This window comes from Maritimibacter dapengensis, from assembly GCF_019218265.1.
Taxonomy (GTDB): domain Bacteria; phylum Pseudomonadota; class Alphaproteobacteria; order Rhodobacterales; family Rhodobacteraceae; genus Maritimibacter; species Maritimibacter dapengensis.
The window spans coordinates 1,070,184-1,096,836 of sequence record NZ_JAHUZE010000002.1; the positions used below are offsets into that span (position 1 = coordinate 1,070,184).

Genomic DNA, 26,653 nt, shown 5'->3' on the forward strand with positions numbered 1-26,653 from the left:
GCCACGGATGTGGCACTTTTACATCAATTTGCGCCGCCGTGTCACCTCGATTCCAAGCTCGGTGATCTTCTTGCGCAAAGTATTGCGATTGATCCCGAGCAGATCGGCACATTTCGCCTGATTGCCGCCGGTCGCGTCGAGCGCGATCTCGATCAGCGGCACCTCCACTTCCTTCAGGATGCGCTGATACAGCCCCGGAGGCGGCAACGTGCCCCCGTGCAGGTCGAAATACCGCTTGAGATGCCGCGCGACGCTGGCCGACAACTTCTCGCCTTCGTCCGAGGTGGGCATCGGTCCGCCCGACGGCGTGCCAAGGGTGGCTTCGACCTCGGCCTTGGTGATCTCCGCCTCGGTCCCGGTGACCATGAGCCGCTGCACGGTGTTTTCCAGCTGCCGCACGTTGCCGGGCCAGGGATAGGCGCGCAGAAGCTCCACCGCGTCCAGGGACAGCACGCGGGGCGTCATCCCGTCGCGCTCGGCCCGCGCGAGGAAGTGATCGGCAAGCGACGGAATATCCTCGAGCCGCTCGCGCAGCGCCGGAACCGGGATCGTGACGCCCCCCAGCCGGTAATAGAGGTCCTGACGGAACGCCCCGTCCTTGATCCGGCGGCTGAGGTCGTTCTGCGACGTCGCGATGATGCGCGGCGCGGGGTCGGTGAGACTGTCGAGCATCCGGGTGATCCGCGCCTGCGCATCCGCATCCAGGTCGCCGATCTCGTCGAACAGGATCGTGCCCTGCCCGGCCTTCGACAACACCCGCGACGGCCCGTCGATCGGCGTCAGGTCATCGGCGGTGACGACCACGAAAGGCAGGTTCCGGCGGTCCGAGAAATCGTGGATCGCCCGCGCGATGAGCGATTTGCCTGTCCCGCTCTCGCCGGTGATGAGCACCGACAATTCCGTGTTCATCACCCGTGCGACCAGCCGGTAAAGCGATTGCATCGCCGGCGTGCGCCCGACCAGCGGCAGATCGCCCCCCTCAGCGTCACTGGCGGTGCGCGGCGCCGGTGCGCGGCGCTTCTGCTCCAGCGCCCGCGCGGCCCGTTTCATCAGGTCCGGTAGGTCAAACGGCTTCGGCAGGTAGTCGAAGGCTTCGGCCTCGGCCGCCTGGATCGCGGTCATGATCGTGTTCTGCGCCGAGATCACGATCACCGGCAGATCGGGGCGCATCGCGGAAATCTCCGGCAACGCCTCGAGTCCGTTTCCGTCCGGCATCACGACGTCCGAAATCACGAGATCGCCACGCCCCTCCTCGACCCAGCGTTTCAGTGTGACCAGCGACGAGGTCGCATGCACCCGGCACCCCGCGCGCGTCAGCGCCTGGGTCAGAACCGTGCGGATCGTGCGGTCGTCATCCGCGACAAGTACCGTGCCATCCATACCGTGTCTCCTTATTATTCAATGTCTTTCGGGGCGACCGGGAGCGAGATGCGGAACACGGTCCTGCCGGGCACCGAATCCACCGCGATCCAGCCGTCGTGGTCCGATATGATCTTCGAGACGAGCGCGAGGCCGAGCCCGGTCCCGTTTTCCCGCCCCGAAACGAAGGGTTCGAAAATCTGCTCCACGATCTCCGGCGCGATACCGGGGCCGTCGTCGATGATCTCCACCTGCAACGGCAGGCTCGCGCCGGTGCCGTCCCGGCGCCGAAGCCTGAGCCCGTGGTCATAAAACGTGCGTATCCTGATCTCGCCGCCGTCCTCGCCAGAGGCTTCCGTGGCGTTCTTCAAGAGGTTGAGAAACACCTGCATGAGCTGGTCGGGATCCACGAAGGTCGGCGGAAGCGACGGGTCGTAATCCTCTCGGATCTTCATCTTCGCGGCAAAGCCGACCTCGGCCGATTTCTGGGCACGGTCCAGAAGGTCGTGGACGTTGACCTCCCTGCGCTCGGGCGGCCTGAGGTTTCCGAATTGCTCGACCTGCTCCAAGAGCGCGACGATCCGGCGGCTTTCGACCACGATAAGGTCCGTCAACTCCTGATCCTCGGCAGAAAGGTTCATCGACAGAAGCTGCGCCGCACCGGTGATCCCCGCCAGAGGGTTCTTGATCTCATGGGCCAGCATTTCGGCCATTCCAATAGCCGACCGCGCAGCGGATTTGACGCCATGCGCCTTGCCCACCCGGTCGGCAAGCTTGCGCGGCTCCATCAGCATCAGAAGTTGGCCGGACCGGCGGTTGATCGGGGCGATCTGGATGTTGCACTCGACGGGCGCGATGGTCCCCGTCCCCACGTCGACCGCGTTGATGAACATCGGCCCATGCGCGCGCCGCACCCTCTCGAACGCCCCGTCGAGATTGGCGTTGATCGCGAGGTAGTCGAGCACCGCCTTGCCGCAGAGCGACTTGGCGGATGCGTTGAAGAAATCTTCCGCCGCGCTGTTGGCATTGGCGATATGGTCATCTTCGTCGATGATCAGCCCCGGCACCGGCAGCGCGTTCCAGAGTTCTTCGTCGTCCATCAGGCAGCCTCGTGTTCGGGAGAAAGCGCGTCGGGAATGAGCGCCATGACGCGGGCCGGGTCGGGCTCGCTCAGAACGGCCCGGCGCATGTCCGGCGCGGTGCGCGCATCGTCCATGTACCAGCCCAGATGTTTGCGGATCACGCGCTTGCCGAGGTCGTCGCCGTAAAAGGCAAGCGAGGCCTCGTAATGCTCCAGGACCATCTCGACCAAGGCGCGGCCCGTGGGCGGCGTGGGCGCACGCGTGCCGAAAAGATCGGCCGCGATCTGAGCGATGAGCCATGGCCGTCCGCCCGCCGCACGGCCCACCATGACCCCATCGGCGCCCGAAAGCTGCATCGCCCGGCGGGCGTCTCGTGGGCTGGCGATGTCGCCATTTGCGATCACCGGAATGTCCACGCTTTCGCTCACCGCCCGGATCGCGGCCCAGTCCGCGCGGCCCTTGTAGAACTGGCAACGCGTGCGTCCGTGGATCGTGATCATGCGGATGCCCGCCGCTTCGGCCTGCCGCGCAAGCTCCGGGGCGTTGAGAAGACTGTCGTCCCAACCCAGCCGGGTCTTGAGCGTCACCGGGATCGACACCGCCGCCGTCACCGCTTCGATCAGCGACAGCGCCAGCGGCAGGTCGCGCAAAAGCGCCGAGCCGGACAGCCCGCCCACCACCTTCTTCGCGGGGCAACCCATGTTGATGTCGATCATCTTCGCGCCGTTGGCCTCGACCATCCGCGCGGCCTCACCGATCCAATACGGGTCGCGGCCTGCAAGCTGCACCGCCGTATCCGCGTGGCCGAAACCCAGCTCGGCGCGCTCGCGGGTGCCGGGCTTTGCCTGCACCATCTCCTGGCTCGCGACCATTTCCGACACGACAAGCCCCGCGCCGAACCGCGACACGAGATCGCGAAACGGCAAATCCGTGATCCCCGCCATGGGGGCGAGAAAAACCGGGGGGCTTAATGTGAGGTCGTCCGTCAGCCGCAGCACGCTGCCTAATCCTTGTGCGATTGCCCTGTTTGTAGGACCTGCCCTAAAAAGGTGCAATTTCGCGGGGGACACAAGCGCGATTAATCCGAATGTGCACATTATTTGTGCATATTCCCCCCATATTCGGGCAAGGATTGGCTTTCATTTCGGCAGGCTCTAAACGGTTCACATGGATATTGCAGCACTCATCGTCGCCGCGGGGCGCGGCACGCGCGCCGGTGGCGGGGTTCCGAAGCAATGGCGGATGCTCTCGGGGCGGCGCGTCGCGGACTGGACGCTTCAGGCGTTTCGCGACCATCCCCGTGTGGGCCGGATCGTCGTGGTGCTGCATCCCGACGACATGGGACAGGCCGAGGAGCTGACCGGCGCGATCGTCGCGACCGGCGGGGCCACACGTGACGCAAGCGTCGCGGCGGGGCTCGAAGCGCTGGCGGGCGACCCGCCCGACGCGGTGTTGATCCATGACGTCGCCCGCCCGCTGGTCTCGCCCGAGGTCATCGACCGGGTGATCGATGGGCTGGCGCACGCCCCCGGTGCCGCCCCGGCCCTCGCCGTCACCGATGCGCTCTGGACCGGCGCGGACGGGATCGTGACCGGCACACAGGACCGCTCCGGCCTCTACCGCGCCCAGACCCCGCAGGGTTTCCGCTTCGACGCGATCCTTCAGGCCCACCGCGACCACCCCGGCGGCGCCGCCGACGACGTGGAAGTGGCGCGCCATGCGGGCCTTGACGTCGCCATCGTGGCGGGCGACGAGAAGAACCTGAAAATAACCGGACCCGAGGATTTCGCCCGGGCCGAAGACCTGATGAGGCAGCAGATGGATATACGCACCGGCCTTGGCTACGACGTTCACGCTTTCGAGGATGGCGACGCCTGCATCCTCTGCGGTGTCGCCGTGCCGCACGACAAGAAGCTCAAGGGCCATTCGGATGCGGATGTCGGCATGCACGCCCTGACCGACGCGATCTACGGCGCGCTCGCCGAAGGCGACATCGGCCAGCATTTCCCGCCGTCCGAGTCGGAATGGAAAGGCGCGGCGTCCGACATCTTCCTGAAACACGCCATCGAACTGGCACGCTCGAAGGGCTTCGAGCTTGCCAATTGCGACGTCACGCTAATCTGCGAACAGCCCAAGATCGGGCCCCATGCAGGTGCGATGCGCGCCGAGCTTGCCCGGATCATGTCGGTCGACCCGGACCGGGTGAGCGTCAAAGCCACCACGTCCGAACGCCTCGGCTTCACCGGTCGTGAAGAAGGCATCGCCTCCCAAGCCGTCGCAACGCTGGTGCGGGCATGAGCCGCGTCTTCGCCACTTTCTTCTTCATCGGCTACCTGAAACCGGCCTCCGGCACATGGGGGTCACTTGCCGCCCTGCCCTTCATCTGGGCGCTGCACGAATTGGGGCGCATCTTTCTGCCGTTCGAACTGGGCGGCCCGCTGCTCCTGTCGGTCGCACTGGTGCTCACCTTCTTCGGCGGGCTGAAAGCCACACGCCTCATGACGGCCGGCGGCGACGATCACGACCCCTCCGAAATCGTCATCGACGAAGTCGTGGGTCAGGGCATCGCCATTCTTCCGGTGTCCATCGGGGCCGCGGGTGTAGGCGCGGATGTGCTGGCGCTCTATCCCGGCTGGATCGTGGGGTTCCTCGCCTTCCGGCTCTTCGACATCTGGAAACCCTGGCTCATCGGGCGCGCGGACCGGCGCGGCGACGCGCTCGGCGTCATGCTGGACGACGTGATCGCGGGCGTCTTCGCCGCCTTCGTGGTCCTGATCGCTGCCGGTGTGAGCCACGCGATCGTCATGGTGTGACATGGACCCGGCCCGCGTTCTCGACCTCTGCCGCAAAGCCGGGCTGACCGTCGCCACGGCGGAAAGCTGCACCGGCGGCATGGTCGGCGCGGCGCTCACGGACATTGCCGGGTCGTCGGACGTGTTCGAACGCGGTTTCATCACCTATTCCAACGCCGCCAAACGCGAACTGCTGGGCGTCACACAGGCCAGCCTCGACGCCTTCGGCGCAGTCTCGGAAGAGGTCGCGAGGGAGATGGCCGAGGGCGCGCTGAAGCATTCCACGGCCAATCTCGCGGTCTCGATCACCGGCATCGCCGGGCCCGGCGGGTCCGAGCACAAGCCGGAGGGCCGGGTCTGTTTCGGGGTCGCGGGCAACGGGCCGACGTTGACAGAAACCGTGGAGTTCGGCGCATTGGGCCGCGCCGAGGTGCGCCGAGCCGCCATGAACCACGCGCTCGCCCTGCTGGGCGCACGCGCCGCGGCCTGACCCCACGCGCCACCGCCGCGAAATTCCAGTGTCGCCGCCAAAACACGCAGCTTTCCCGCATATCCGCGCATTATTTGGGCAGTTTTGAATCTGCATAGCTTTTGTGCGTCTGCCCGTCTCGCGAGCCTTGCCCTTTGCGCCCCACGCCCTATTCCGCCCCCATTCCAAACGAACAAGGGACGGAGGGGAATATGAACGGGGCAGATACCGCCTGGATCATCGTGGCGACCGCATTGGTGCTTTTTATGACGCTGCCGGGGCTGGCGCTTTTCTACGGAGGCCTCGTTCGCGCGCGCAACGTCCTCTCGGTCTTCATGCATGTCTACGCCATCGCCGCTTTGATGAGCGTGCTGTGGCTCGCCTTCGGCTACACCATCGCCTTCGGTGACGGGAACGCCGTGTGGGGCGGACTTGGCAAGATGTTCCTTCTGGGGATCGACGGCGAGGCGCTGTCGGGCACGATCCCCGAAGTCCTGTTCTTCGCCTTCCAGATGACCTTCGCGATCATCACCCCGGCGCTCATCGTCGGCGCTTACGTGGAGCGGATCGGCTTCGGCTTCGTCCTCGCATTCTCGGGTCTCTGGATGCTTCTGTGTTATGCGCCGGTGGTTCACTGGATCTGGGGCGGCGGGTTCCTGTCCGACGGCGGCATCTTCGGGGAGACCGGCGTGCGCGACTTCGCGGGCGGCATTGTCGTTCACGAAACCGCAGGCCTCGCCGCGATCATGATCTCGGTCTTTCTCGGCCCACGCAAGGACCGCAAGAAACCGCCGCATTCGCCCGGTTTCGTGATGATCGGCGCGTCGATGCTCTGGGTCGGCTGGTTCGGCTTCAACGGCGGCTCGCAGTTGGCTGCGGACGGCGGTGCGGCAATGGCGCTGACCGTCACGCATATCTCCGCCGCAACCGCCTCGCTCACCTGGGCGCTGTGGGAGAAGATCAAGTTCGGCCGTGCCTCGCTCGTCGGGATCGTCACGGGGACCATCGCGGGCCTCGCTTCGATCACACCTGCCTCAGGCTTCGTTGGCCCCATCGAGGCCTTGGTCATCGGTGGCGTCGCGGGCGTTTTGTGCCAGGAGGCCGTGAACCTCATCCGGAACCGGCTCAACATCGACGACACGCTCGACGTCTTCGCGGTACACGGCGTCGGCGGCATCTTCGGCACGATCATGATCGCGGTCTTCGGCGCGGGTGCATGGGCAGCGCAGCTCGGCTCGCTGGTCATCGTGGGCGTGTTCACGATTGTCGTGACCTTCATCCTCATCAAGGCGATCTCGATCATCACGCATCTGCGCGTCGATGAAGAGACCGAGACGAACGGCCTCGACCTGACGGTTCACGGCGAACGCGCCTACGACATCATCAGCTGATCGTCAGCAGGGTTGAAGCTTTAAGGCGCGTGGGGGTCACTTCACGCGCCTTTTCATTGCGCCCCGGACGGCGTGTATCCCGCGCTCCGCTGCGGGTGTTAACCCAACCGGAACCACACCCTTTTCCATACGCTTTCCATACGTATTCCATACGTGAAACATACGTTGGTTTTTGCGGTCGCACGAAAGGTTAACTCACCGGCCCGGAGACCGGCCGGCGTCGACGCAGCGCGTCGGGCAACACGTCCTGGGACGGCCAGCAACCGTCCATCAACGCCTGATCGTAGCCCTGCGTCAGCCCCGCCGCCTTCATCGCATGAACGCTCGGCGTGGGGTCGTATGACAGCCGCAGGATATGCGCCCCGGACCCGTCGAGCCGCACATATTGCCCGCCCGGAACCCCGTTGTTGGGCGGCATCCCGATCACACCCGCATTGATCCAGTGCCGCCCCGCGACGATCCGCTGAAACGCCAGCCCCGAGTGCCCGGCGATGACGCCGTCGACCGGCCCGACCGCCGCTTCGATCACGGCGATTTCCGCTGCGAATTCTTCCTGTCTGGAGGTCTGCCACAGGAACCGCGAGATATGAGTGACGCCTCCGTGGATCACGGCATAGCGGCGATTTTCGTGCGTGAAAACAAGCATATCCGGAAGTTCGGTCATCCAGTCGCGGGCCGCTTCACCGATGGTCCGATCCGCGTGACGCCACCAGCCTGCGCTCAGCCTGTCGCACAGGCTCCCGGCCTCGAACCCGCAGCCGCAATGCCCCGCGCCCGCGCCCAGCTGGCGCTCGACGTTGCCTGCAATTCCCGACCAGCCGAGCAACCGCAAGCGCGCCACGCAGTCCGCACCTTCGGCACAGTAGCCGACGGCATCGCCGGTCGAGATCACATGCACCACGCCGGCATTGTCGATCGCCCGCTCCAGCGCATCGAGCGCGGCGAGGTTTCCCAGCGCGCCGCCCCACAGGACGACAGGGCCGGACAAGCTGCCCAGATCCTGGATAATCATGTCTCCTCCCCTCCCCGCCACTTGAAACGACGGGGTTGGCAAACCATAACACGCACACCCCTTGGAGAAACAATCACAATGACCCCCGCCGACCCCGGCACCATGCTCGACACCGCGTTCTGGATTTCCGCCGGTGCCATCGTCCTGCTCCTTGTCCTGTCCGGCTTTTTCTCCGGTTCAGAGACGGCCCTGACCGCCGCGTCGCGCGGGAAACTACGCGCGAAAGCCGACAAGGGCGATAAAGGCGCGGAGCGGGCGCTTCAGATTACCGAAGACAATGAGCGTCTGATCGGTTCGGTCCTGCTCGGCAACAACTTCGTCAACATCCTCGCCTCGGCGCTTGCAACGGCGCTGTTCACGCGGCTGTTCGGCGACAGCGGTGTGGCCCTGGCGACCTTGGTGATGACGCTTCTGGTGCTAATCTTCGCCGAAGTTCTGCCGAAGACCTACGCGATCACCCGGCCCGAGAACGCCGCCGGTTGGGTGTCTGCCCCGATCCGCATCATCATCCTCGTCCTCGCCCCTGTTGTCAGCGTGGTCCGCGCCCTCGTGCGCCTGATCCTGCGCGCTTTCGGCGTTCAGACCGACCCGGACAGTCATATCCTTGCCGTCCGCGAGGAAATCATGGGCGCGATCACGTTGGGCCACCACGAAGGCGCGGTGGAGAAGGAAGACCGCGACCGGCTTCTGGGTGCGCTCGACCTCGGGGAGCGGACGGTCGAAGAGATCATGCTTCATCGCAGCCAGATCGAGGTCATCAACGCCGGTCTCCCGGCCCGAGAAGTCCTGGAGCAGGCGCTCGCCTCACCCCACACGCGACTGCCGCTTTACCGTGACGAGCCGGAGAACATCGTCGGGCTGATCCACGCGAAGGACCTGAGCCGCGCCATGTACGAGGCCGGTCAGGCGGCGGGTGACGCGTTCCGCGTGGAGGCCTTCGATAACTTCGACATCATGGGCGTGGCGATGGAGCCCTATTTCATTCCCGAGACCACGACGCTCGACAGCCAGATGCGCGAATTCCTCAAGCGGCACACGCATTTCGCACTCGTCGTGGACGAATATGGCTCGCTTCAGGGGCTCATCACGCTCGAGGACATCCTCGAAGAGATCGTGGGTGAGATCACCGACGAATTCGACACGTCGGATGCGGGCGATCTGAAACTGCTGTCGGACGGGGCCTATTCCGTCGATGGCGGCATGACGATCCGCGACCTCAACCGCGCGAACGACTGGTCGCTCCCGGACGAGGAAGCCAACACGATCGCCGGTCTCGTCATTCACGAGGCGCAGACGATCCCCGCGGAAGGTCAGGTGTTTTCCTTTCACGGCTTCCGGTTCGAAGTCACGAAGCGCACGGAAAACCGTATTTCGCGCCTCAAAATCCGTCGACTTTGACCAGAACCGCCCGTTGACGCGTAGCTGACGTGACGGCGGGCTGGCAATCTCGCCACGCCACCTTAGGTCGAAGGAAACGGAGAGGAGTGCCATGCAACCGAAGATCATCCATTGCGCTGACGGATTCTGGAACATCCGCGGGTCGTTCAAGCTCGGCGGCATTTTGGAACTCGGCACGCATTGTTCGCTCGTACGACTTGGCGACGGGCGCTTCGTCATGCTGGACAGCTACACGATCCCCCGAGAGCTGCTGGCTGAACTGGACGAGATCACCGGGGGGCGCGACAACGTGGTGGCGGTCATCAACCTGCATCCATTCCACACGCTTCATTCCGAGGCGATGCATAGGGACTTCCCGAACGCGCGCCATTTCGGGACAAGCCGTCATATCCGCAAGTATCCCGATCTCGGGTGGGAGAAGACCACGACCGAGGACCTCGTGACCGGCACGGAGTTTGCCGAGGACCTCGATTTCTCGCTCCCAGCCGGGGTCGAACTGGTCCCCGCAAATGAGAACATCCATTGCGGCTCCATCCTTGCCTACCACCAGGCGTCGAAGACGATCCATGTAGACGACACCTTCAACCTGCGGGGCGCGAAGAAAGGCAAGCCGGGTAAGCTGAGCGTTCACCTGACGCTGGGCGCAGCGCTCGAGGACCGACCCGGCGCGGCGTCCGACTTTCGCGACTGGGGCGCGTCGATCACCGAGCGATGGTCGGGTGCGCAGCGGATCTGTGTGGCCCATGCGGGTGTGATGACCGCCGAAAAACTCGGAGAGCCTTCGGTCAACGTGGCGATGAAAGCCGCGCTTCAGGCTGCGGAGAAAAAGCTTCGCAAGCACGAAGCGAAACACGGCTGAGGCTTCCCCAAAGGCGCCGAATTCCGTATGACACGGCAGGCGCGTTTTGGGGGGATCTGGCGATGCGGCTTTTTTGGGCTTTATGCGGCATGGCGTTCGGACTGACCGCCTGTGTCCAGCATGAGTATGGCACCGCCGTCGCCTATCTTCGCCATGTCCATCCGAAATACGAGGTGGTCATGCCGGCCTCTGCACCGCCGATCTCGCAACAATTCATGTATGAAAAGGCCGGCGGCGGACCCGGTCACCGAGGGCTGGACGTGGCTGCCTCAGCCGGAACGCCCGTGCTGGCCGCCGCGCCGGGGCGCGTGACGATCAGCATGTACGAGCCAGCCTACGGCAACCGCGTGGTGATCGAGCACGGCCCGGACGATACGGGGCGCAAGGTGCAGACGCTTTATTTCCATCTCGATAAACGGCAGGTCGAGATCGGCCAAATGGTCGCGCGCGGTCAGCAGATCGGAACGCTGGGTGAGACCGGGTTGTTGTCGTCGTTCCCGCATCTGCACTTCGAGTATCACAGGGAAACCGCGCCGGGGGCTCGGACCAAATCGGGCAACAACTGGTGGCAGGGGATCGAACAGCTCGACCCCAATGCGTTCTGGGTCAACGGTCCGGGGCGCGTCACATGTGCCCCGGTGGACAGAGCGCCCGCGCACAAGATCACCTATCCGGTTGTCTGCCGCAGGAACCAGAGCTGATCCAACATGGCCGGGCGTTGTGCCGGGCGCTTTGAATGTGCCACGTCCCGAACCCGACCGCTTACCGTGCCTTGAAAATACCTCCGAGGATACCGCGCACGATGCGGCGGCCGGTCGTGCCTTTCAACTCCTTGATCACGAGTTTCGTGACCTCCGAGCCGAACTGCGCCCCGATCCCCTGGTCGGATTTCTTCGAGGCCGTTTTCGTGCCGGAATATCGTCGGGCCTTCGCATATTCGCGCGCTTCCTCTTCGGCGGCCGCTTCTTTGGCTTCGGCCTCCTCGGCTTCCTTCGCAGCGGCTTCTGCCCGTGCTGCCAGCATCTCGGCCGCGGACTCCCGGTCCAGTTCCGTCTCGTACTTCCCGGCCACCGGAGACTTCGCGATGGCCGATGCCCGGATCGCCGGATCGACCGCGCCCAGGTGTGAGGAAGGCGGACGAACGAGCGTGCGTTCGACGATCCCCGGCGCGCCCTTGCTCTCAAGAAACGAGGTCACCGCCTCACCAACGCCGACGTCGCGGATCGCGTCCTCGGTGGAGAAGCGCGGGTTCTCGCGGTAGGTTTCCGCCGCCTGCCGCAGTTCCTTGCGGTCCTTCGCGGTGAAGGCGCGCAACGCGTGCTGGATGCGATTGCCGAGTTGGCCGAGAATGTCGTCGGGCACGTCCGCCGGATTTTGCGTGATGAAATAGACGCCGACCCCCTTTGACCGGATCAGCCGCGCGACCTGCTCGACCTTGTCCACGAGCGCCTTGGGCGCATCTTCGAACAGAAGATGCGCCTCGTCGAAGAAGAAGACGAGCTTTGGCTTGTCGGGGTCGCCTACCTCCGGCAGGTCTTCGAACAATTCGGACAGGAGCCACAGGAGGAATGTCGCATAGAGTTTCGGCGCGCCCATGAGCTTGTCGGAGGCGAGGATCGAGATGCGCCCCTGCCCGTTCGGGTCCACCGCCATAAGGTCGGCGAGTTCGAGCGCCGGTTCGCCGAAGAGCTTTTCGCCGCCCTGGTTCTGAAGCACCAACAGCGCACGTTGGATCGCGCCGACGGAGGACGTCGCCACGTTGCCGTATCTGAGCGACAGGTCATCGGCGTTCTGCCCGACCCAGACCAAAAGCGCCTGAAGGTCTTCGAGATCGAGGAGCGGGAGGCCCTGCTCGTCGGCGACATGGAAGGCGATGTTGAGCACGCCTTCCTGCACATCCGTGAGTTCGAGAAGCTGCGACAGAAGCAGCGGCCCCATCTCTGACACCGTTGTTCGGATCGGGTGGCCCTGCTCGCCGTAGAGATCCCAGAATGTGACCGGGAACGCTTCGTACACGAAATCGTCGAAGCCGATGGTTTGACTACGGCTCTGGAACGCTTCGTGCAGCTTGTGATCTTCGGACATGGCACCGGCAAGCCCGGACAGGTCGCCTTTGACGTCGGAGAGGAAAACCGGCACGCCGGCCTTGGAAAACCCTTCTGCGAGGATCTGGAGCGTAACGGATTTGCCGGTCCCGGTGGCGCCTGCGACAAGCCCGTGTCGGTTCGCGTATTTGAGTTTCAGCCCCTGCTTGGTGGCGTAATCCTCGCCACCCCCGCCTACGAAAATCGCATCTTCCATCCCACCGACCATGACCGCCTGCCCTTCCATTCTCGCGACGTACGCAGGAGACAATACATTTTTAACCTTTCGATGCCAGTCTCAAGGCGTCCGGACGGTCTGACCTGTTCGGACGACTTCCTCCCTGTCAGACTGCCGCGCGCTTCGGTGCGCGGCTTTTTTCGGGGTTGCCCCCCAAAATCCCAATGAAAACATGGGTTTTAGGCGCAAGTTAGTAGGCGTTGAGTTTGTAATCTTATAGCTGTTGACCGCTGCGACCTTCTGTCGTAGCGTCCCGCCATAAGTCGGCCAGTCCGGCAGGGAGAAAACAAAACGGAGAGGGTTCGCGCACGCGGGCCCTTTTCCTTTTCAAGGTCTTTCTTGCACGGCACCGGCGCACAGAGGCCCCGTTCAGCGAACGATCCGGACCCGGCGGATTATTGCAGGGTCACATGCGAAGGGGGTGGATTTGGGGCTGACCTGTCCAGATCGCCATGCTAACCACGCCCGGAAACTTCTTCAGGACCGAAGGGAATGAAAATGTCAGATATCCTGAAACCGCTCAGCCTCGTCGCATTGGTTGCGCTCGCTGCGCCTGCCTTCGCGCAGGATGCGACCGAAGGCGATGCGACGGAAGCCGAACAGACCGAGGCACCGACGGAAGAGGCACCGGCTGCCGGTGCGGAAGCAAGTGACGAAGCCCCGGCGACTGCCGGCTCCAGCGAGCCGCAATTGGGTCAGCCGGTCGGCATCGAGGAATATGTGGACGACGTCTTCGGGGACTGGGAGCGCGCCTGCCTGCGCATCCCCAACAACGAGGAAGACGACCCCTGCCAGATCACGCAGCTGCTTTATGACGGCAACAACGAAAACCCGGTCGGCAAGTTTTCGGTCGGGAAACTCCCGGAAGAAATGGAAGCGACCGCCGGGTCCGCGATCATTGTGCCGCTCGGCGTGAGCCTGCAGGACGGTCTGACGATCTCGATCGACGGCGGTGCGGCCAAGAAATACGGGTTCACCAGCTGCGAACCGATCGGCTGTGTCGCCCAGTTCGGGTTCACCGAAGCGGAAGTGGCCGCGCTCAAGGCGGGCAGTTCGGCGACGATCTCGGTCGTGCCGGCCAATGCCCGCGACCAGCGGGTCGAGATCCCGGCGTCCCTGTCCGGCTTCACCGACGCGTTCAACTCGCTCGTTCTGCCGGTTCCGCCGGAGGCGCCGACCTCGACCGAGTGATCGGGGCGTTCGAACGCTGAAGACAAAACCGCCGCTGCCTTCGCAAGCGGCGGTTTTTCTTTGACTGATAATCTCTCAGGCGCGGGTCAATGCAAGGACCGCGTTCATTCCCCCGAACGCGAAGGCGTTCGACAAGGTGGCCGTCACCTTGGCCTGCCTGGCCCCGCCCGTGACGATATTCAGGTCGCAATCGGGATCATGTTCGCGCCACCCCGCATTCGGGGCGATGACGCCTTCGTCCAGGGCGATAAGGCAGGCGATCAGTTCGACCGCCCCGGTCGCTCCGACGAGATGCCCGTGCATGGTTTTCGTCGACGACACCGCGATGTCATCCGCAAGGCGCCCGAAAACCGAGCGGATGGCCGCAGTTTCGACCTTGTCGTTGGCGCGCGTCCCTGTTCCGTGCGCGTTGATATAGCCGACGTCTGACGGCGCAATCCCGGCGTTCTGGAGCGCGCGTGCCATCGCGCTGCCCGCGCCGTCCTGCGATGGCATGACGATGTCGCCGGCATCGGACGTCATCGCCGCACCCGCCACTTCCGCAAGGATCGTCGCGCCGCGTGCCCGGGCATGGTCGTAATTCTCGAACACGAAGACCGCCGCGCCTTCGCCTTGAACCATCCCGTCGCGGGTCGCGCAGAAGGCACGGCATCCGGTTTGCGACATGACCCGCAACCCCTCCCACGCCTTTATGCCTCCGAACGTCAGCATGGCTTCGGTGCCACCCGTCAGCATCACGTCCGCCAGCCCCTCGCGCACCATCGCCGCGGCCTGCGCCATCGCGTGGTTCGACGAAGCACAGGCCGACGACACCGAGAACGACGGACCGCGCAGCCCGAATTCCATGCTGAGATGCGCTGTCGGCGCGTTCGACATGAGGCGCGGGACGGTGAAGGGATGCACCCTGGTCTTGCCGCCCTGATACACGGCGCGAAAAGCGTCGTCCTGCGTCTGCATGCCGCCACCGGAATTGCCCAGCACGACGCCCGCCCGCCGGGACAGATCATCGTCGAAAGAAAGCCCCGCCTGCCCGATGGCTTCGCGGGCAGCGACAAGAGCGAAATGTGTGAACCGATCATAGAGCGACAGCGATTGCGGGGCGAACCGGGTGGCCGGGTCGAACCCCTGGACCTGCGCACCGATCCTGACAGTCAGTCGCTCGACATCCTCCAGTTCGAGCGGCCCGATCGCGATGGTGCCAGATTTCATCGCCGCGCGGGTGCTCGCAACATCGTGGCCCAATGGATTGATGGTTCCGGCACCGGTTATGACGACACGTGTCACGCGCGCCCCGCTCCTAGGCCGCCTGCTGTTCGACCAGGTTGCGCACGGTTTCGATCACGGCGGACACCGTCGAAAGGTCGGCCCCGCCCGCCGCCGGATCGTTCGCGTTGAACGGCACGGAAATGTCGAAGCACTCTTCGATCGCGAAAATGGTCTCTACTGTTCCCAGGCTGTCTAGCCCGAGGTCGGATAGCTGCATGTCGAGGCGGACGCTGGAGACACCGACGAGCGCTTGAGCGGCAAGAATGCCGATCACCTTCTGCGCGATATGGTCGTTCAGGTCTTTCATGGCTCTGGCCCCAATCTACCGTGTTCGGGGGGCTGTGTGCCAGCCAAATGCAACAGCGGTGTGATGACACGAAAAAACCGGCGACCCGTCTGGCCGCCGGTCTATTCCCATCACCCTACGATCAGCTGTCGAGTGCGCGCAGCGATACGCCGCGATATTGCAGCACCGACCAGATCTTGGCGTCCCGGCCATACATATCGTCGCGGTAATTCATGTTGCCCTGCGTATCCGTGAACGCGGTGCGATAGACCAGGTGAACCGGCACGCGCTTTTCAAGTTCGACCGGGGTTTCGGCCCCTGTCGCCTGCACGGAATGGAAGAAGCCCTTCGGATCAGGCTCCTGCGCCGCGAGCAGCGCATAGGCGAAATCGAACGGATCGCCAAGGCGGATACACCCGTGGCTGTAGGTCCGCACTTCCTGCGCGAAGAGATGCTTTGTCGGCGTGTCGTGCAGGTAGATGTTGTACTTGTTCGGAAACAGGAACTTCACGAGCCCCAGCGCATTACGCGGCCCCGGAGGCTGCCGCATGTTGAACGGAAAGCTGCGGCCATAGGCGTTGAAATCAATCGCTCCACGGCTCACGACCCGCCCTGCGGCATTGGTGATCTGGAGATGCCCGGCCGCGCCCGGGTTGCGCTTCATCGCCGGGAGATACTCGTTCATGATGATCGAGCGCGGGACATACCACGACGGGTTGATGACGATACGCTCCATTTCGTCGGAGAATTCCGGCGTGCGGTGCGTCGCGATGTTCTTGCCGATGACCGAGCGCGTTTCGAATGTGACTTTGCCACCGTCGACGATCCGGGCCGTATACGTCGTCAGGTTCACCCAGATGTAACGCTCGCCACGGTCGACGTTCATCCAACGCTCGCGCTCCATTGCGACGATGATGGATTGCAGCCGCGCCTCGACCGAAGCGTTGATCTCACGCATGGTCGCCCCGCCAGCCACGCCGTCGGACGTCAACCCATGCCGTGTCTGGAACTTCTGCACGGCGCGCTGGATGTTCTCGTCATAGGTCATGGTCGCAGAGCGATCCAGGTAGCCCATCGCGACGAGCCGATTGCGCAACGCGACAACGGCCTGGCCGCTCTGTCCCGGCTCCAATGCGCTGACTTGCACGGTCGGACCCCAGCCCCCTTCGGCCCGCACACGCTCGAGACGCAGTTTTTCACGCATCAGGGCCGCGTATTCCTCGGACCGCGGCGGAAGCGACCGAAGATAGGGCGCCGGCGCGGATTTCGAAAACTCCAGCAGGAGCTTGGTGCCGTCACGATGCGGCACTTCCCGCTTGATGCCTTCGTCGATGCTGGCAGGTTCCGTGATCCCGGAATTGATCTGCTTGCCGTATCGCAGGAACAGTTTGGACAATTCCACTTCGACCCGGCCAAGGTCGCGCGGACTGTCAATCGCACGCATCTCCGCCTCGAGTGCGGTCGTGTCGTAGTCCGGAAGCGGAAGCCCGTGGTCGTCGGCATGCTGGATCGCCTGGAACAGCGCCAGGATACGCGCCTGTTGTTCTTCGGACCCATCGGTCCAGAGCGGAGCATAGCCCGACTGGCGATAAAAAGCAGCGACCTCTTCGTCGTTGGCAGCAGCTTCGGCAACCGCCTGAGCAAAGGCCGTCACCTTGGCCTGCGCCGTTGCGGGTGTTGGCGCAATAGCCGTGAAAGTCGTGATAATCAGTGCGTAAAATGCAAATGCACTGAAGCGGAGCAGCGTGGAAGTCATCCCATCCCTCAGGTGAAAACGTTTCTTCGTGATAAGCGCAGTTTTGCACAAGGTCGCAGTGAGGGAAATCACAAACCCGACATCTGGTATCGGAACAGTCAACGCACACAAGGGTGCGGCAGTTTGACCACGGTTTACCTCCTATTGACGACTATTCAGCAGAATCATGCCGAAATCACTTGATTCGTTCCCATCTGCAACAGTCCGGGCTTGGCGCACGAATCGAGTTGTGCCATAACGCGCATATCGCTTGTTGAAGAATGCGAAACAATTCCCGTAGAACCTTGCGGGGCAGGCAAAATACTGGGACGTGGGACAATGGATATGGCAAACTCCAATGGCATGAGCCGCCGTGCTCTGCTGGGCGTTTTTGCGGCGACCGCCGTTACCGCAGCACCGACTTTCTCCAAAGCAGCTGGTTTTCTCCGCGGATCTGGCGACGTTCGCCGGATCGCGATGTACTCCGGGCGCACCGGCGAAAGCATCAACACGATCTACTGGATCGAGGGCGAGTACATCAAGGAAGCCCTTGCCGAAATCAATCATTTCTGGCGCGACTGGCGCACGGATCAGGTGTTGAACATCGACACCCGCACGATCGACATCACCGCCGCAGCGCATACGCTTCTCGACTCGAACGAACCTTACATGTTGCTGTCGGGCTATCGCTCACCGAAAACGAACGCCATGTTGCGCTCGCGCTCGCGCGGCGTCGCCAAGAACTCGCTCCATCTGAAGGGTCAGGCAGCGGATCTGCGGCTGAAATCGCGCTCGGTGGGGCAGATCTACAAAGCCGCCTGCGCCTGCAAGGCTGGTGGCGTCGGCAAATACTCCGGCTCGAATTTCGTGCATATGGATTGCGGAACGGTCCGCACCTGGGGCAGCTGACCTCCTGAAAAGCTTGTTGAAAATGCCCCGGCCACAGGCCGGGGTTTTTCGTTCTACGGGCGTCACGTGAACACGAAGGCGCGCCCGTGGCGGCATTGTATCGTGTCGGACTCCACGCTATTTGACCTCCGATCAAGACGCGAGCCGACATGAAACCTTTTCTGATCCTGCAATTGCGACCGGAAACGCCCGCGTCGGACAATGAATTCGAAGCCTTCCTCGCCAAAGGTGCCTTGTCGGCGGATCGGGCGCACCGCATCCGGCTCGACTGTGAGGACCTTCCGAGCGATCTCGACCTGTCGCGATACGCCGGCGTCATCGTCGGCGGCGGCCCCGGTTGCGTGTCCGACGCGCCGGAGACGAAACATCCGGTGGAGAAACGGATCGAGGACGCGATCCTCGGCCTCATGCCCGAGATCACCGCACGCGATCACCCGTTCCTGGGTTGCTGCTACGGGATCGGCATTCTCGGGCATCACTTGGCGCCCGGCTCGGTGTCGAAAGAGAACTTCGGCGAGCCGGTCGGCGCGACCTCCTGCCACATCACCGAAAATGGAAACAATGATCCGCTGCTCGACGGGGTGCCGCGCGATTTTCGCGCGTTCGTGGGGCACAAGGAGGCGTTGCAATTCCTTCCCGAGGGCGTCCGTCAACTCGTCACATCCGGCCCCTGCCCGCATCAGATGGTTCGCTACGGTCAGAACGTATACGCCACCCAGTTCCACCCCGAACTCGACAGCGATGGATTGGAAACTCGGATCAACATCTACAAGCATCGGGGCTACTTCCCACCGGAAGAGGCCGACGCGCTGATCGCGAAAGGCCACGCCGAGACCATCGAGGCCCCGGCCCGGATCCTGCGAAACTTCGTTGCGCATTACGGCTGAAGACCAAAGCCGGCGATGGAAGATGCAGGTGGCGCACCCGATAGGATTCGAACCTATGGCCTCTGCCTTCGGAGGGCAGCGCTCTATCCAGCTGAGCTACGGGTGCGTGCCCGCGCGGTATAGGCGAAGCCAAATCGCCCCGCAACCGAAATTCGAACCAGGGAAAACGGCGAAATTCGGCACATCAAACTTCCCCTGAACGGCATGTGTCGAGATTTTGCGGCAATTGCCGGCGCTGCCGTCATTCACCGGGGTGCGACACCGGAGGCCGGCAGAAATGGAAGTCAGCAAGATGTAGCTGACGCACATTCGAGCTTCGGAACCAGTGCGCACAGCGTTCGTCCTCGCATTCCCGGCATTCTGTCCTTTTCAAAGGCCGGCCATCAGATTGCAGCCTGCCGGTGCTCGTTTCGAGGACCCTTGGCGACATCGGCGAAGCTGCTTCGCATCAACCACTTGGTCAAAGTCCTTTCCATCAGTTCGTGGCCTGTGAGGGAAATGTGCCCGCTTTCGATCTCTTCTTCGAAGGTCGAATGTCCCATCCAAGCCGATGTGAGCGCGCGCAGGTCACAGACGACAAAGAGATCGACATCGAATTTGGGGTCGGTGTAGCAAAGGTCGGTTTCTTCGCCGGGCTTGGCCACCAGCCAGTAATTCGCGGTTTCGTTGGGCGGATCGTTGAGAATGAACTGAATCACGCATTTCGGTCGCGGCAATTGTAGGCGGTCGATCTTTCCGCGGATTTTCCACATCAACAATCGCGCGTCCAAGGTTTGCAGCGACACGTCGCAGTCTATATTGCGGTGCGCCCATTCACCCAGACCCCGGATCAACGGCTCAAGCTCGTCGGCAGGTGGGGTCGTCAAATACTCCCCATGGCCGGGGCCGCCGCTTCGGCGAACGACGAGGCCGTTGGCTTCCATCTCCTTCAGGCGCTTGGATAGGAGTCCAGGAGACATACCGGGGACACCCCGCTGAATTTCGTTGAAGCGGGTGGAACCGGACCACATTTCGCACAGCAGCAGCATGGTCCAGCGAGGCTCCAACAGGCTGGCCGCCATAGCGACCGGGCAGAACTTGGGATAGTTTGACTCTGGCATTGCGGCACCTCCGCTTCGAACAAAGCATCTCACACCCGCACGCGTCTACTTCAGAAACTATAGCGGATTTGCTGCATTTGCAGAACTGGTTCGACGTGGGCGACCAGTGCCAGCCTTGTTTCATCAGCTACTGACAACAAAGGAGGGAAGACATGCCATTGGTCGACATCGAAGTGATTGAAGGCGTTTTTGACGACGAACAGAAGGCGAAGATGATCGAGAAGGTCACGGACGCGATGGTCGAAGTCGAGGGCGAAAACATGCGCGCCGTGACCTGGGTTCGGGTCAAGGAGGTGCGCAGCGGTCAATGGGGCATCGGTGGCACCACTCCCAGCGCCGATGACATCAAGGCGATGGCTGCCGAGTGAACGGTCTGGCCGGGTCGCCAACCTGGCGGTTCGGCCAAAATCAGACTTTGCATCAGTGTTTGGAGGTTCAGCGCTATGGATCGGAATACCCACGCCCGCGACGCGCAATTGCGCGCGATCGAGATTTACACACAACGCCCGGAACACGCTCGGGTCGTCCATCGCGGAACGGCCGTGGTCAGGAATGGCCTGAGCTGCACCTATGAGCAGGACGGGCACCGGCTTACCCTCGACATGCCGGTTGCGATCGGCGGGAGCGACGAAGGGCCGACACCGGGCTTTTTCGCGCGCGCTGCGATCTGTGGGTGCCTTGCGATCGGGATAAAGATGACGGCGGCACGCGACGGCCTGCACGTGGACGAGGTGAACGTCGACATCGAACAGGACTGGGACAATCGCGGCGTGTTGGCTTTGGCGGGCGCAAGTCCGGTTCCCGGCGACACACGCATAGGCATCGAGGTTTCGAGCCCGGAATCTGAAGCAAGTCTCAGGGGTTTGGTCGCCCGCGCGCTTGCCCACGATCCCTGGTTCCTGGCCTACCGGGACGCGCAAACCGTCAGCACCTTTGTGTCAATTGGCCAGGGCGTAAAATGATGGATGCCAGGCTTCAACTCAGAGTGCAGCGCTATGGCTGGGATGCCGCGGCCGCACATTATCATTCGTCATGGGAGACACAGCTTCGTCCGGCGCATGATCGACTTGTGGAGTTCGCCCAGCTCCAAACTGAACAAACGGTCATAGAAACAGCTTGCGGCAGCGGCCTGGTCACATCACGGTTGGCCGAAAAAGTCGGTGCTGAGGGACGCGTTCTGGCCACGGATCTCTCGCAGGGCATGATTGACGATTTGCACAGTCGATTAGCTGTGCATCGCAATCGAAACGTCGAGGCTGAACGCATGTCGGCGGAAAAGCTGGATGTGCCTGACGGGACCTTCGACGCGGCGATCTGCGCGCTCGGGCTGATGTATTCACCAGACCCCGCAACTGCTGTGCATGAGATGGTTCGGGTTGTCACTCCCGGTGGCCGCGTCACGGCTACCGTTTGGGGGGAACGACGCAAATGTGGTTGGGCCGAAGTGTTTCCCATCGTTGACGCGCGCGTCGCCTCTGAGGTTTGTCCGATGTTCTTTGGAACGGGTGCGCCAAATGCGCTCGTCCGGCTTTTCGAAACTGCCGGCATGACGGAGATCAAAGAGCACCGCCAACTTGAAACATTGCACTTTCGGACGCAGAACGACTTGTTGGATGCCGTTCTTCTGGGAGGTCCGGTTGCGCTTGCGGTCAAAAGGTTCAGCGACAGTGACTGGAAAGAGGTGTGCCAGGAATTCCTGTCATCCGTTGCGCATCACAAGCAAAGCGATGGGAGCTACGCCATTCCCGCAGAATTCGTCACTGTGACTGGCGTTCGTGCGCCTATTTAATCTGACACAGCGTATGACCGCGACAACGGCCTTTTTGTTCGGGCGCAACCTGACTGTTACTGGGCTCGTCTCGTTGGCGACCGGCCCGGAGCTGAACACCGAAAAGCGCCCTCGTGCTACCGCACCCAAAATTAAAATTGCGCGTAGCGCGAACCTGAGCCCGCGCCACGCCGCCTCGACACTGTGAAACACCTCACCCAGCGAGCGCGAACGCTTCCGCCTCCACGACCCGCACGACCACAGCGCCCACCTTGTGGCCAGAATCTACATGTGCATGGGCCGCCTGCATCTCGTCGAAACCGTAGCTCCGGTCAATCACCGGTCGATATTTGCCCTCGGCCGCCATTCGCACCACAACCTCCAGAACCTCGCGGCTCTCACTGGCGACGCCGCTGATCATCTTCATGCCGGCCAGACGGGCCTTGAGCTTTCCGAAGATCATGTCGGAAGCCCCGCCCGAGATCATGACCATCCGCCCGCCCTTGCGCAGCGCACGCCGTGACCTTTTGAACGGGGCTGTGCCGACGGTGTCGATGACAACGTCATACCGTTCGCCACCTTTCGTGAAATCCCGCGTCTTGTAGTCGATCACATGGTCGGCGCCGAGCCCGCGCACCAGCTCTGCGTTCCCGCCGCTGGTGACGCCGGTGACCTCGGCGCCCAGCCACTTGGCGACTTGCACAGCCGCCGTGCCCACCGCGCCGGAGGCCCCGTTGATCAGCACACGCTCGCCCGCTTTGATGCCTGCTTTATTGACCAGGAAGTCATAAGCGGTCGTTGCGCCAAAGGGGATGGCCGCGCCCTCGTCGAAGCTGATGTTCGCGGGTTTCGCCACCAGTTTTCCGTCCGCCGGCATGACAATGTATTCCGCGTGGGCACCAAAACCTGCGCCGGGATAGGCGATGACGGCATCACCGGGTGACCAAGCCGTGACGCCCTCGCCTACAGCTTCGATCACGCCAGACATATCCGTGCCCAGCACCTGCTTGCGCGGACCGCGGATTCCGAAGACCAGCCGCCCTGCCAGTCCCATGCCGCGCGGCATCGTCAGGCTGCGCGCCCGCCAATCGCCCGCACTTACGGTTGTCGCGTGGACGCGCACCAGCACTTCGCCCTTTCCGGGCTTCGGCGCTTCGATTTCAGTTTTCGTCACGACCTCGGGGCCGCCGTATTGAGAATAAGTGTAAGCATACATGTCTGTGTCCTCTCGAGTTGTGCGGCCCTATTTCCTCTGGCCGTTGTTGAACTTGAGATTTGGTATAAGCGCGCGGTCCGCTAACGAGAATTGACTGAATTCTGACCTTTGCTATGCGTTTTCGCATGGAAACTACGAGCTCGACCTGACGGAGCAGATACGCACCATCTGAAGGCTAAGATGCGCGCCTGATCGTACCTCGTAGGGCGAGCTAGACCGCACTGCATTGAAAACATTCAATCCGAGGACAGTTCGTGACATTTGTGGCAATTGCCCGCGCCCGGCCCGAAGATGTCATTCACCCAAGACGCGACGACGGTTCGGTTTCCAAGCATGGCGGATGTTTTGATATGAATGATGAATGGCGGGCCACAGGGCGGCGCACCTTCCGCGATCGGTCGCAATCTTTCGATGTTGTGAGTTGAACAATCGGGTTTCGCCACATCAGACCAAATCTGACATGGACACGAAGCGCACCATGTAGATGTTGCGCGACGCGGCGTGTACCAATGCTTTTTAGGCGACCCGGTAGACGTCGATCACGATTGTTTGGCCCCGTGGAGCGAGAGAGCAAACGAATACGGCTTCTGACAGCCACCGGTGCGGACCAATCGGAGCATCGAAGACCGGGACGGCGCGCATGTAGAACTCTGATGGATCGACAACTTCGCCCGCTCGGAGGCGCAGGCGGACGTCGTCTGATGACACCCTGAGACCTTTATTGACGACATAGATGAGCGTGCCGTCGTCGGCCTCGATCGTATACCGCGCCTCGATCCGGCTGGTCCCGTCCGGTTCGATCAAGGGCCAGTCCGAACCGCCGGGCAAGACGCGGCCGGTGAGTCGGGGTCCATGAACGTGACCGCCGGATATCGGGATATGAAGCCGCTCGCCATTGGGCGCAGGGCCAGCCGAGCGGGCCGCTTCGATTTGGGCTTCGATGGTGAAGGCATACTCCAACGCTGGAGTGACAGGCCCTCTCATAGGGCGGCGAGCCATGTGGACATCGAGCGCAGTTTGGTCACGGCGTCATCGCAGTATTCCATGGACCGCAAGTAACCGTGGATCAGGCCGTCTCCCATATCGAGCACGACGGGGATACCAGCATCGCGCAATTTTTCGGCATAGATCACGCCGCTGTCGCGAAGCGGATCGTTCTCGGCCACCGCGATGAAGGCCGGGGCGAGACCGGTGTGATCGTCTGCGATGTAGGGTGCGACGCGCGGGTCTTCGGTCAGAAGGTTTTCGTTCTCGGCTCCACCGACATACATCCGGTTCACACCGGGCATCCCACGGGTTTGAAGCAGCGGGGCTTCGGCGTTTTCGATCATCGAGGGCCGGGAGAGATCGAATTCGGTGCAGGGATAGATCAGGAGTTGCCCCAGAAACCCGAAATCCCTCATTGCGAGTGCCACCGCAGCGGAAAGATTGCCGCCCGCGCTGTCACCGCCGATGACGATGCGCTGCGGATTGATACCCAGGGTTTCTGCATTCGCACGGCACCACTTCGCCACATCGCGGGCCTGTTCGAACGCCGCTGGGAACGGATGCTCCGGGCAGAGCGCGTAGTCCACCGAGACGACGGTCTGCTTGTTCCACGACGCGATCCGATTGGTGATATCGGCATGGGTTTCGGGGCTGCCCTGCATGAACGCACCGCCGTGGTGGTAGATCAAGCAGTCCTGGACGCCACCGCTATTGTGGCGGAAGACGCGCACGCGGACCCGGCCCGCGTCGCTGTCGATCCAGTGTTCTGCGCTGTCGTCAACATCTTCGGGCTTCGTAAGTGCCATATTCGCGGCGACCACCTCGAAATGCGCGCGGCGGTCCTGCGGCGTCGCGCCGGGCTTGAGCGTCGACCATTCGGCATCCCATTTCGCCATGAAGTCATTGATCTGCGGATTGAGCATGGTTCACCTTTTCAAAACGTCGCCAAGAACCATCGACACGGCGCGCGCGCGCAACCTGTCCTGTCCTTCGCGGGTATAGAGAGATTTGCCGAACAGGGACGAGAATGTCGGCCTGTTCGATACGTTGAAGACCGAGATGGCCGAGATCTGCCAATGCAGTTCGACCGGGTCGATTTCGTCACGAAAGTCGCCGGAGACCTGCCCCCGTTCGATCAGGGTTTCAAGTCGGCCAACGGCCTTCTTGTTCAGGCCCCGGATGACCTGCGAGGCGTTCAGGAACTCGGCGTGATGCACATTTTCGATCATGACCATTCGGATGAAATCCGGATTCTTGCGGTGGTGATCGAAAGTGAATGCGACGAGCCGCTCGAGTGCTTCCACCGGCGGAAGCCCGTCGAGATCGAGTTTCTCCTCGCCTTGCCGAACCTTGGAATAGGCGGCTTCGAGCGCACGGAGATAGAGCGCTTCCTTGTCCTCGAAATAGTAGTAAATCATTCGTTTCGAGGTGCTGGTTCGGGCGGAGATGTCGTCGATTTTAGCGCCTGAGAGCCCGTTCTGAGCGAACTCCGCCATGGCAGCTTTGATGATTTCCGCCTTGACGCGCTCTGGATCCTGTTTCCAGCTCGACTTTGGTTTTCTCTTTTCTTCCAAAGCTTTGGCCAACTCTGGTCCTCCCCGATCACCCTTGATCTAGCACGTCAATAATTAAACCCCAAGTTAAAAGTGTTTGACAGAATTAAACCGTGATTCCATTTTGACTCTCGATTTGAGCGAGTCGTCTCGCCAATCGCGAGGGAGGAATTCGAGTGACGCTTGGCACCGCCAAGACTGCGCAGAACGCGCCCGATACCGCTGCACGGAAGGTGCAGGTCGGTCTCATCGGGCGTGGAATCATGCTTTCGCGAACGCCGGGCATGCATGTGGCCGAGGGGCACGCGCACGGGCTCGAATACACGTATGATTTCATCGACCCGGAAACGATGTCGGGCGACCCGGCATTGGCCGATCTGCTGGACGAGGCTGAAGCAAGCGGTTTTGCCGGATTGAACGTGACGTTTCCCTATAAACGCGAGGTGATCGAACTGCTCGACGGCCTGTCCGACGCAGCAGGCAAGGTAGGAGCGGTCAACACGGTCGTGTTTCGCGAGGGAAAACGGTTCGGCCACAACACCGACTTCTGGGGGTTTGCGGAAAGCCTGCGTCAGGGCTTGCCCACGGTCGCGCGCGAAGCGGTTCTGCTTCTGGGCGCAGGTGGCGCAGGTGGAGCCGTAGGGCATGCGTTGCGCGAAACCGCAGTGAAGACCATTTTCGTCTACGATCAGAACGCCGGCGCCGCCGAAGCTTTGGCGAAGGACATCGGCGGTCGCGCCACGACAGATCTCGCGACCGCGGCGGCCGAAGCGGATGGCATCGTCAACGCGACACCGATGGGAATGGCCAAGCTGCCGGGAATGGCGATCCCAGCCGATCTGATCGAGGCCCGCCACTGGGTCGCCGATATCGTCTATTTTCCGCGGGAAACCCAACTTCTCGCGACGGCGCGTGCCAAAGGCTGCGAGGTGCTCGACGGTTCGGGCATGGCGGTCTTTCAGGCTGTGCGTGCCTTCAAACTTTTCACTGGCCTCGACCCTGATCCCGCACGGATGCGGGCGACGTTCGAGGCCTTTCAAGACCCAAAAAACTGAACGCTCAAGGGAGGAT

The 26,653-nt window shown here is 62.5% G+C and carries 27 protein-coding genes and 1 tRNA gene; 14 read left to right on the top strand and 14 right to left on the bottom strand.

Features of this window, described 5'->3' with window-relative positions; all coding sequences use genetic code 11:
* Nucleotides 1-18: 18 nt before the first annotated feature.
* Genes KJP28_RS11630 through dusB form a run of 3 tightly spaced genes read right to left on the bottom strand, consistent with a single transcriptional unit; the run spans nt 19 to nt 3,439 of the window.
* Nucleotides 19-1,380, bottom strand: coding sequence for a response regulator (locus KJP28_RS11630; RefSeq protein WP_218392698.1), 1,362 nt, complete (start codon nt 1,378-1,380; stop codon nt 19-21).
* A gap of 14 nt (nt 1,381-1,394) precedes the next feature.
* Entirely contained in the window at nt 1,395-2,459 is a 1,065-nt protein-coding gene (locus tag KJP28_RS11635) for a two-component system sensor histidine kinase NtrB (protein WP_218392699.1), read from the bottom strand.
* Nucleotides 2,459-3,439, bottom strand: a complete 981-nt coding sequence (dusB, locus tag KJP28_RS11640) for a tRNA dihydrouridine synthase DusB (protein WP_336245330.1) — start codon at nt 3,437-3,439, stop codon at nt 2,459-2,461. Before dusB ends, KJP28_RS11635 begins: the two co-directional genes overlap by 1 nt.
* A gap of 169 nt (nt 3,440-3,608) precedes the next feature.
* On the opposite strand from dusB, the gene KJP28_RS11645 reads away from it, so the two are divergent.
* The 4 genes from KJP28_RS11645 (at nt 3,609) to KJP28_RS11660 (ending at nt 7,093) form a co-directional block, all read left to right on the top strand.
* Nucleotides 3,609-4,739, top strand: coding sequence for a bifunctional 2-C-methyl-D-erythritol 4-phosphate cytidylyltransferase/2-C-methyl-D-erythritol 2,4-cyclodiphosphate synthase (locus KJP28_RS11645; protein WP_218392701.1), 1,131 nt, complete (start codon nt 3,609-3,611; stop codon nt 4,737-4,739).
* A complete protein-coding gene (locus KJP28_RS11650; protein WP_218392702.1) occupies nt 4,736-5,254 on the top strand; it encodes a phosphatidylglycerophosphatase A family protein in 519 nt (172 codons plus the stop codon). The genes KJP28_RS11645 and KJP28_RS11650 overlap by 4 nt, the downstream gene beginning before the upstream one ends.
* A 1-nt stretch (nt 5,255) precedes the next feature.
* Entirely contained in the window at nt 5,256-5,723 is a 468-nt protein-coding gene (locus KJP28_RS11655; protein WP_218392703.1) for a CinA family protein, read from the top strand.
* Between the two features lie 191 nt (nt 5,724-5,914).
* Nucleotides 5,915-7,093 (top strand): ammonium transporter, encoded by a 1,179-nt coding sequence (locus KJP28_RS11660; protein ID WP_218392704.1) that lies wholly within the window; start codon nt 5,915-5,917, stop codon nt 7,091-7,093.
* Nucleotides 7,094-7,283: 190 nt separating this feature from the next.
* Here the strand turns inward: KJP28_RS11660 and KJP28_RS11665 are convergent, their stop codons facing one another.
* The gene (locus tag KJP28_RS11665; protein WP_218392705.1) at nt 7,284-8,105 is read right to left on the bottom strand and encodes a metallophosphoesterase family protein; all 822 of its coding nucleotides are present in this window, start codon (nt 8,103-8,105) and stop codon (nt 7,284-7,286) included.
* A 78-nt stretch (nt 8,106-8,183) separates the two neighbouring features.
* On the opposite strand from KJP28_RS11665, the gene KJP28_RS11670 reads away from it, so the two are divergent.
* The 3 genes from KJP28_RS11670 to KJP28_RS11680 all read left to right on the top strand — a co-directional run bounded on the left by KJP28_RS11670 (nt 8,184) and on the right by KJP28_RS11680 (nt 11,063).
* Nucleotides 8,184-9,503, top strand: coding sequence for an HlyC/CorC family transporter (locus KJP28_RS11670; RefSeq protein WP_218392706.1), 1,320 nt, complete (start codon nt 8,184-8,186; stop codon nt 9,501-9,503).
* 91 nt (nt 9,504-9,594) lie between these two features.
* On the top strand, nt 9,595-10,362 hold the full coding sequence (locus KJP28_RS11675) for a hypothetical protein (protein WP_218392707.1): 768 nt from the start codon (nt 9,595-9,597) through the stop codon (nt 10,360-10,362).
* A 62-nt stretch (nt 10,363-10,424) separates the two neighbouring features.
* Nucleotides 10,425-11,063: a M23 family metallopeptidase gene (locus tag KJP28_RS11680; RefSeq protein WP_218392708.1), complete on the top strand. Its 639-nt coding sequence runs from the start codon at nt 10,425-10,427 to the stop codon at nt 11,061-11,063.
* Between the two features lie 61 nt (nt 11,064-11,124).
* Here KJP28_RS11680 and KJP28_RS11685 read toward each other — a convergent pair whose 3' ends face one another.
* Entirely contained in the window at nt 11,125-12,663 is a 1,539-nt protein-coding gene (locus tag KJP28_RS11685; protein WP_218392876.1) for a helicase HerA-like domain-containing protein, read from the bottom strand.
* 513 nt (nt 12,664-13,176) lie between these two features.
* Between KJP28_RS11685 and KJP28_RS11690 the strand changes: the two genes are divergently transcribed.
* A complete protein-coding gene (locus KJP28_RS11690) occupies nt 13,177-13,875 on the top strand; it encodes an invasion associated locus B family protein (RefSeq protein ID WP_255552314.1) in 699 nt (232 codons plus the stop codon).
* 75 nt (nt 13,876-13,950) lie between these two features.
* Here KJP28_RS11690 and KJP28_RS11695 read toward each other — a convergent pair whose 3' ends face one another.
* The 3 genes from KJP28_RS11695 to KJP28_RS11705 all read right to left on the bottom strand — a co-directional run bounded on the left by KJP28_RS11695 (nt 13,951) and on the right by KJP28_RS11705 (nt 17,183).
* On the bottom strand, nt 13,951-15,159 hold the full coding sequence (locus KJP28_RS11695) for a beta-ketoacyl-[acyl-carrier-protein] synthase family protein (RefSeq protein WP_218392709.1): 1,209 nt from the start codon (nt 15,157-15,159) through the stop codon (nt 13,951-13,953).
* A gap of 13 nt (nt 15,160-15,172) precedes the next feature.
* Nucleotides 15,173-15,448, bottom strand: a complete 276-nt coding sequence (locus tag KJP28_RS11700) for an acyl carrier protein (RefSeq protein ID WP_218392710.1) — start codon at nt 15,446-15,448, stop codon at nt 15,173-15,175.
* A gap of 121 nt (nt 15,449-15,569) precedes the next feature.
* Nucleotides 15,570-17,183 (bottom strand): L,D-transpeptidase family protein, encoded by a 1,614-nt coding sequence (locus KJP28_RS11705; protein ID WP_218392711.1) that lies wholly within the window; start codon nt 17,181-17,183, stop codon nt 15,570-15,572.
* A gap of 324 nt (nt 17,184-17,507) precedes the next feature.
* Between KJP28_RS11705 and mepK the strand changes: the two genes are divergently transcribed.
* Both mepK and KJP28_RS11715 read left to right on the top strand, forming a co-directional pair.
* On the top strand, nt 17,508-18,071 hold the full coding sequence (gene mepK / locus KJP28_RS11710; RefSeq protein ID WP_418887928.1) for a peptidoglycan L,D-endopeptidase MepK: 564 nt from the start codon (nt 17,508-17,510) through the stop codon (nt 18,069-18,071).
* Between the two features lie 149 nt (nt 18,072-18,220).
* A complete protein-coding gene (locus KJP28_RS11715) occupies nt 18,221-18,958 on the top strand; it encodes a glutamine amidotransferase (RefSeq protein WP_218392713.1) in 738 nt (245 codons plus the stop codon).
* Nucleotides 18,959-18,987: 29 nt separating this feature from the next.
* On the opposite strand, the gene KJP28_RS11720 is transcribed toward KJP28_RS11715, so the two are convergent.
* Together KJP28_RS11720 and KJP28_RS11725 are read right to left on the bottom strand one after the other, a co-directional pair.
* Nucleotides 18,988-19,064 (bottom strand) — tRNA-Arg (locus KJP28_RS11720).
* Between the two features lie 277 nt (nt 19,065-19,341).
* Entirely contained in the window at nt 19,342-20,058 is a 717-nt protein-coding gene (locus KJP28_RS11725; RefSeq protein ID WP_218392714.1) for a winged helix-turn-helix transcriptional regulator, read from the bottom strand.
* A 152-nt stretch (nt 20,059-20,210) separates the two neighbouring features.
* Between KJP28_RS11725 and KJP28_RS11730 the strand changes: the two genes are divergently transcribed.
* From KJP28_RS11730 to KJP28_RS11740, 3 genes are all read left to right on the top strand, one after another.
* Complete coding sequence (locus KJP28_RS11730; protein ID WP_218392715.1) at nt 20,211-20,426, top strand: tautomerase family protein; 216 nt, start codon at nt 20,211-20,213, stop codon at nt 20,424-20,426.
* A 108-nt stretch (nt 20,427-20,534) separates the two neighbouring features.
* Entirely contained in the window at nt 20,535-21,020 is a 486-nt protein-coding gene (locus KJP28_RS11735; protein WP_218392716.1) for an OsmC family protein, read from the top strand.
* A complete protein-coding gene (locus KJP28_RS11740) occupies nt 21,017-21,847 on the top strand; it encodes a class I SAM-dependent methyltransferase (RefSeq protein WP_218392717.1) in 831 nt (276 codons plus the stop codon). The genes KJP28_RS11735 and KJP28_RS11740 overlap by 4 nt, the downstream gene beginning before the upstream one ends.
* 193 nt (nt 21,848-22,040) lie before the next feature.
* On the opposite strand, the gene KJP28_RS11745 is transcribed toward KJP28_RS11740, so the two are convergent.
* The 4 genes from KJP28_RS11745 to KJP28_RS11760 form a co-directional block, all read right to left on the bottom strand.
* Nucleotides 22,041-23,042 (bottom strand): NAD(P)-dependent alcohol dehydrogenase, encoded by a 1,002-nt coding sequence (locus KJP28_RS11745; protein WP_218392718.1) that lies wholly within the window; start codon nt 23,040-23,042, stop codon nt 22,041-22,043.
* A gap of 516 nt (nt 23,043-23,558) precedes the next feature.
* On the bottom strand, nt 23,559-24,041 hold the full coding sequence (locus KJP28_RS11750; protein WP_255552315.1) for a DUF3237 domain-containing protein: 483 nt from the start codon (nt 24,039-24,041) through the stop codon (nt 23,559-23,561).
* The gene (locus KJP28_RS11755; protein WP_218392719.1) at nt 24,023-24,952 is read right to left on the bottom strand and encodes an alpha/beta hydrolase; all 930 of its coding nucleotides are present in this window, start codon (nt 24,950-24,952) and stop codon (nt 24,023-24,025) included. Before KJP28_RS11755 ends, KJP28_RS11750 begins: the two co-directional genes overlap by 19 nt.
* A gap of 3 nt (nt 24,953-24,955) precedes the next feature.
* Entirely contained in the window at nt 24,956-25,615 is a 660-nt protein-coding gene (locus KJP28_RS11760) for a TetR/AcrR family transcriptional regulator (RefSeq protein WP_255552316.1), read from the bottom strand.
* A 143-nt stretch (nt 25,616-25,758) separates the two neighbouring features.
* On the opposite strand from KJP28_RS11760, the gene KJP28_RS11765 reads away from it, so the two are divergent.
* On the top strand, nt 25,759-26,637 hold the full coding sequence (locus KJP28_RS11765; protein WP_336245331.1) for a shikimate dehydrogenase: 879 nt from the start codon (nt 25,759-25,761) through the stop codon (nt 26,635-26,637).
* The last annotated feature ends 16 nt before the right edge of the window (nt 26,638-26,653 follow it).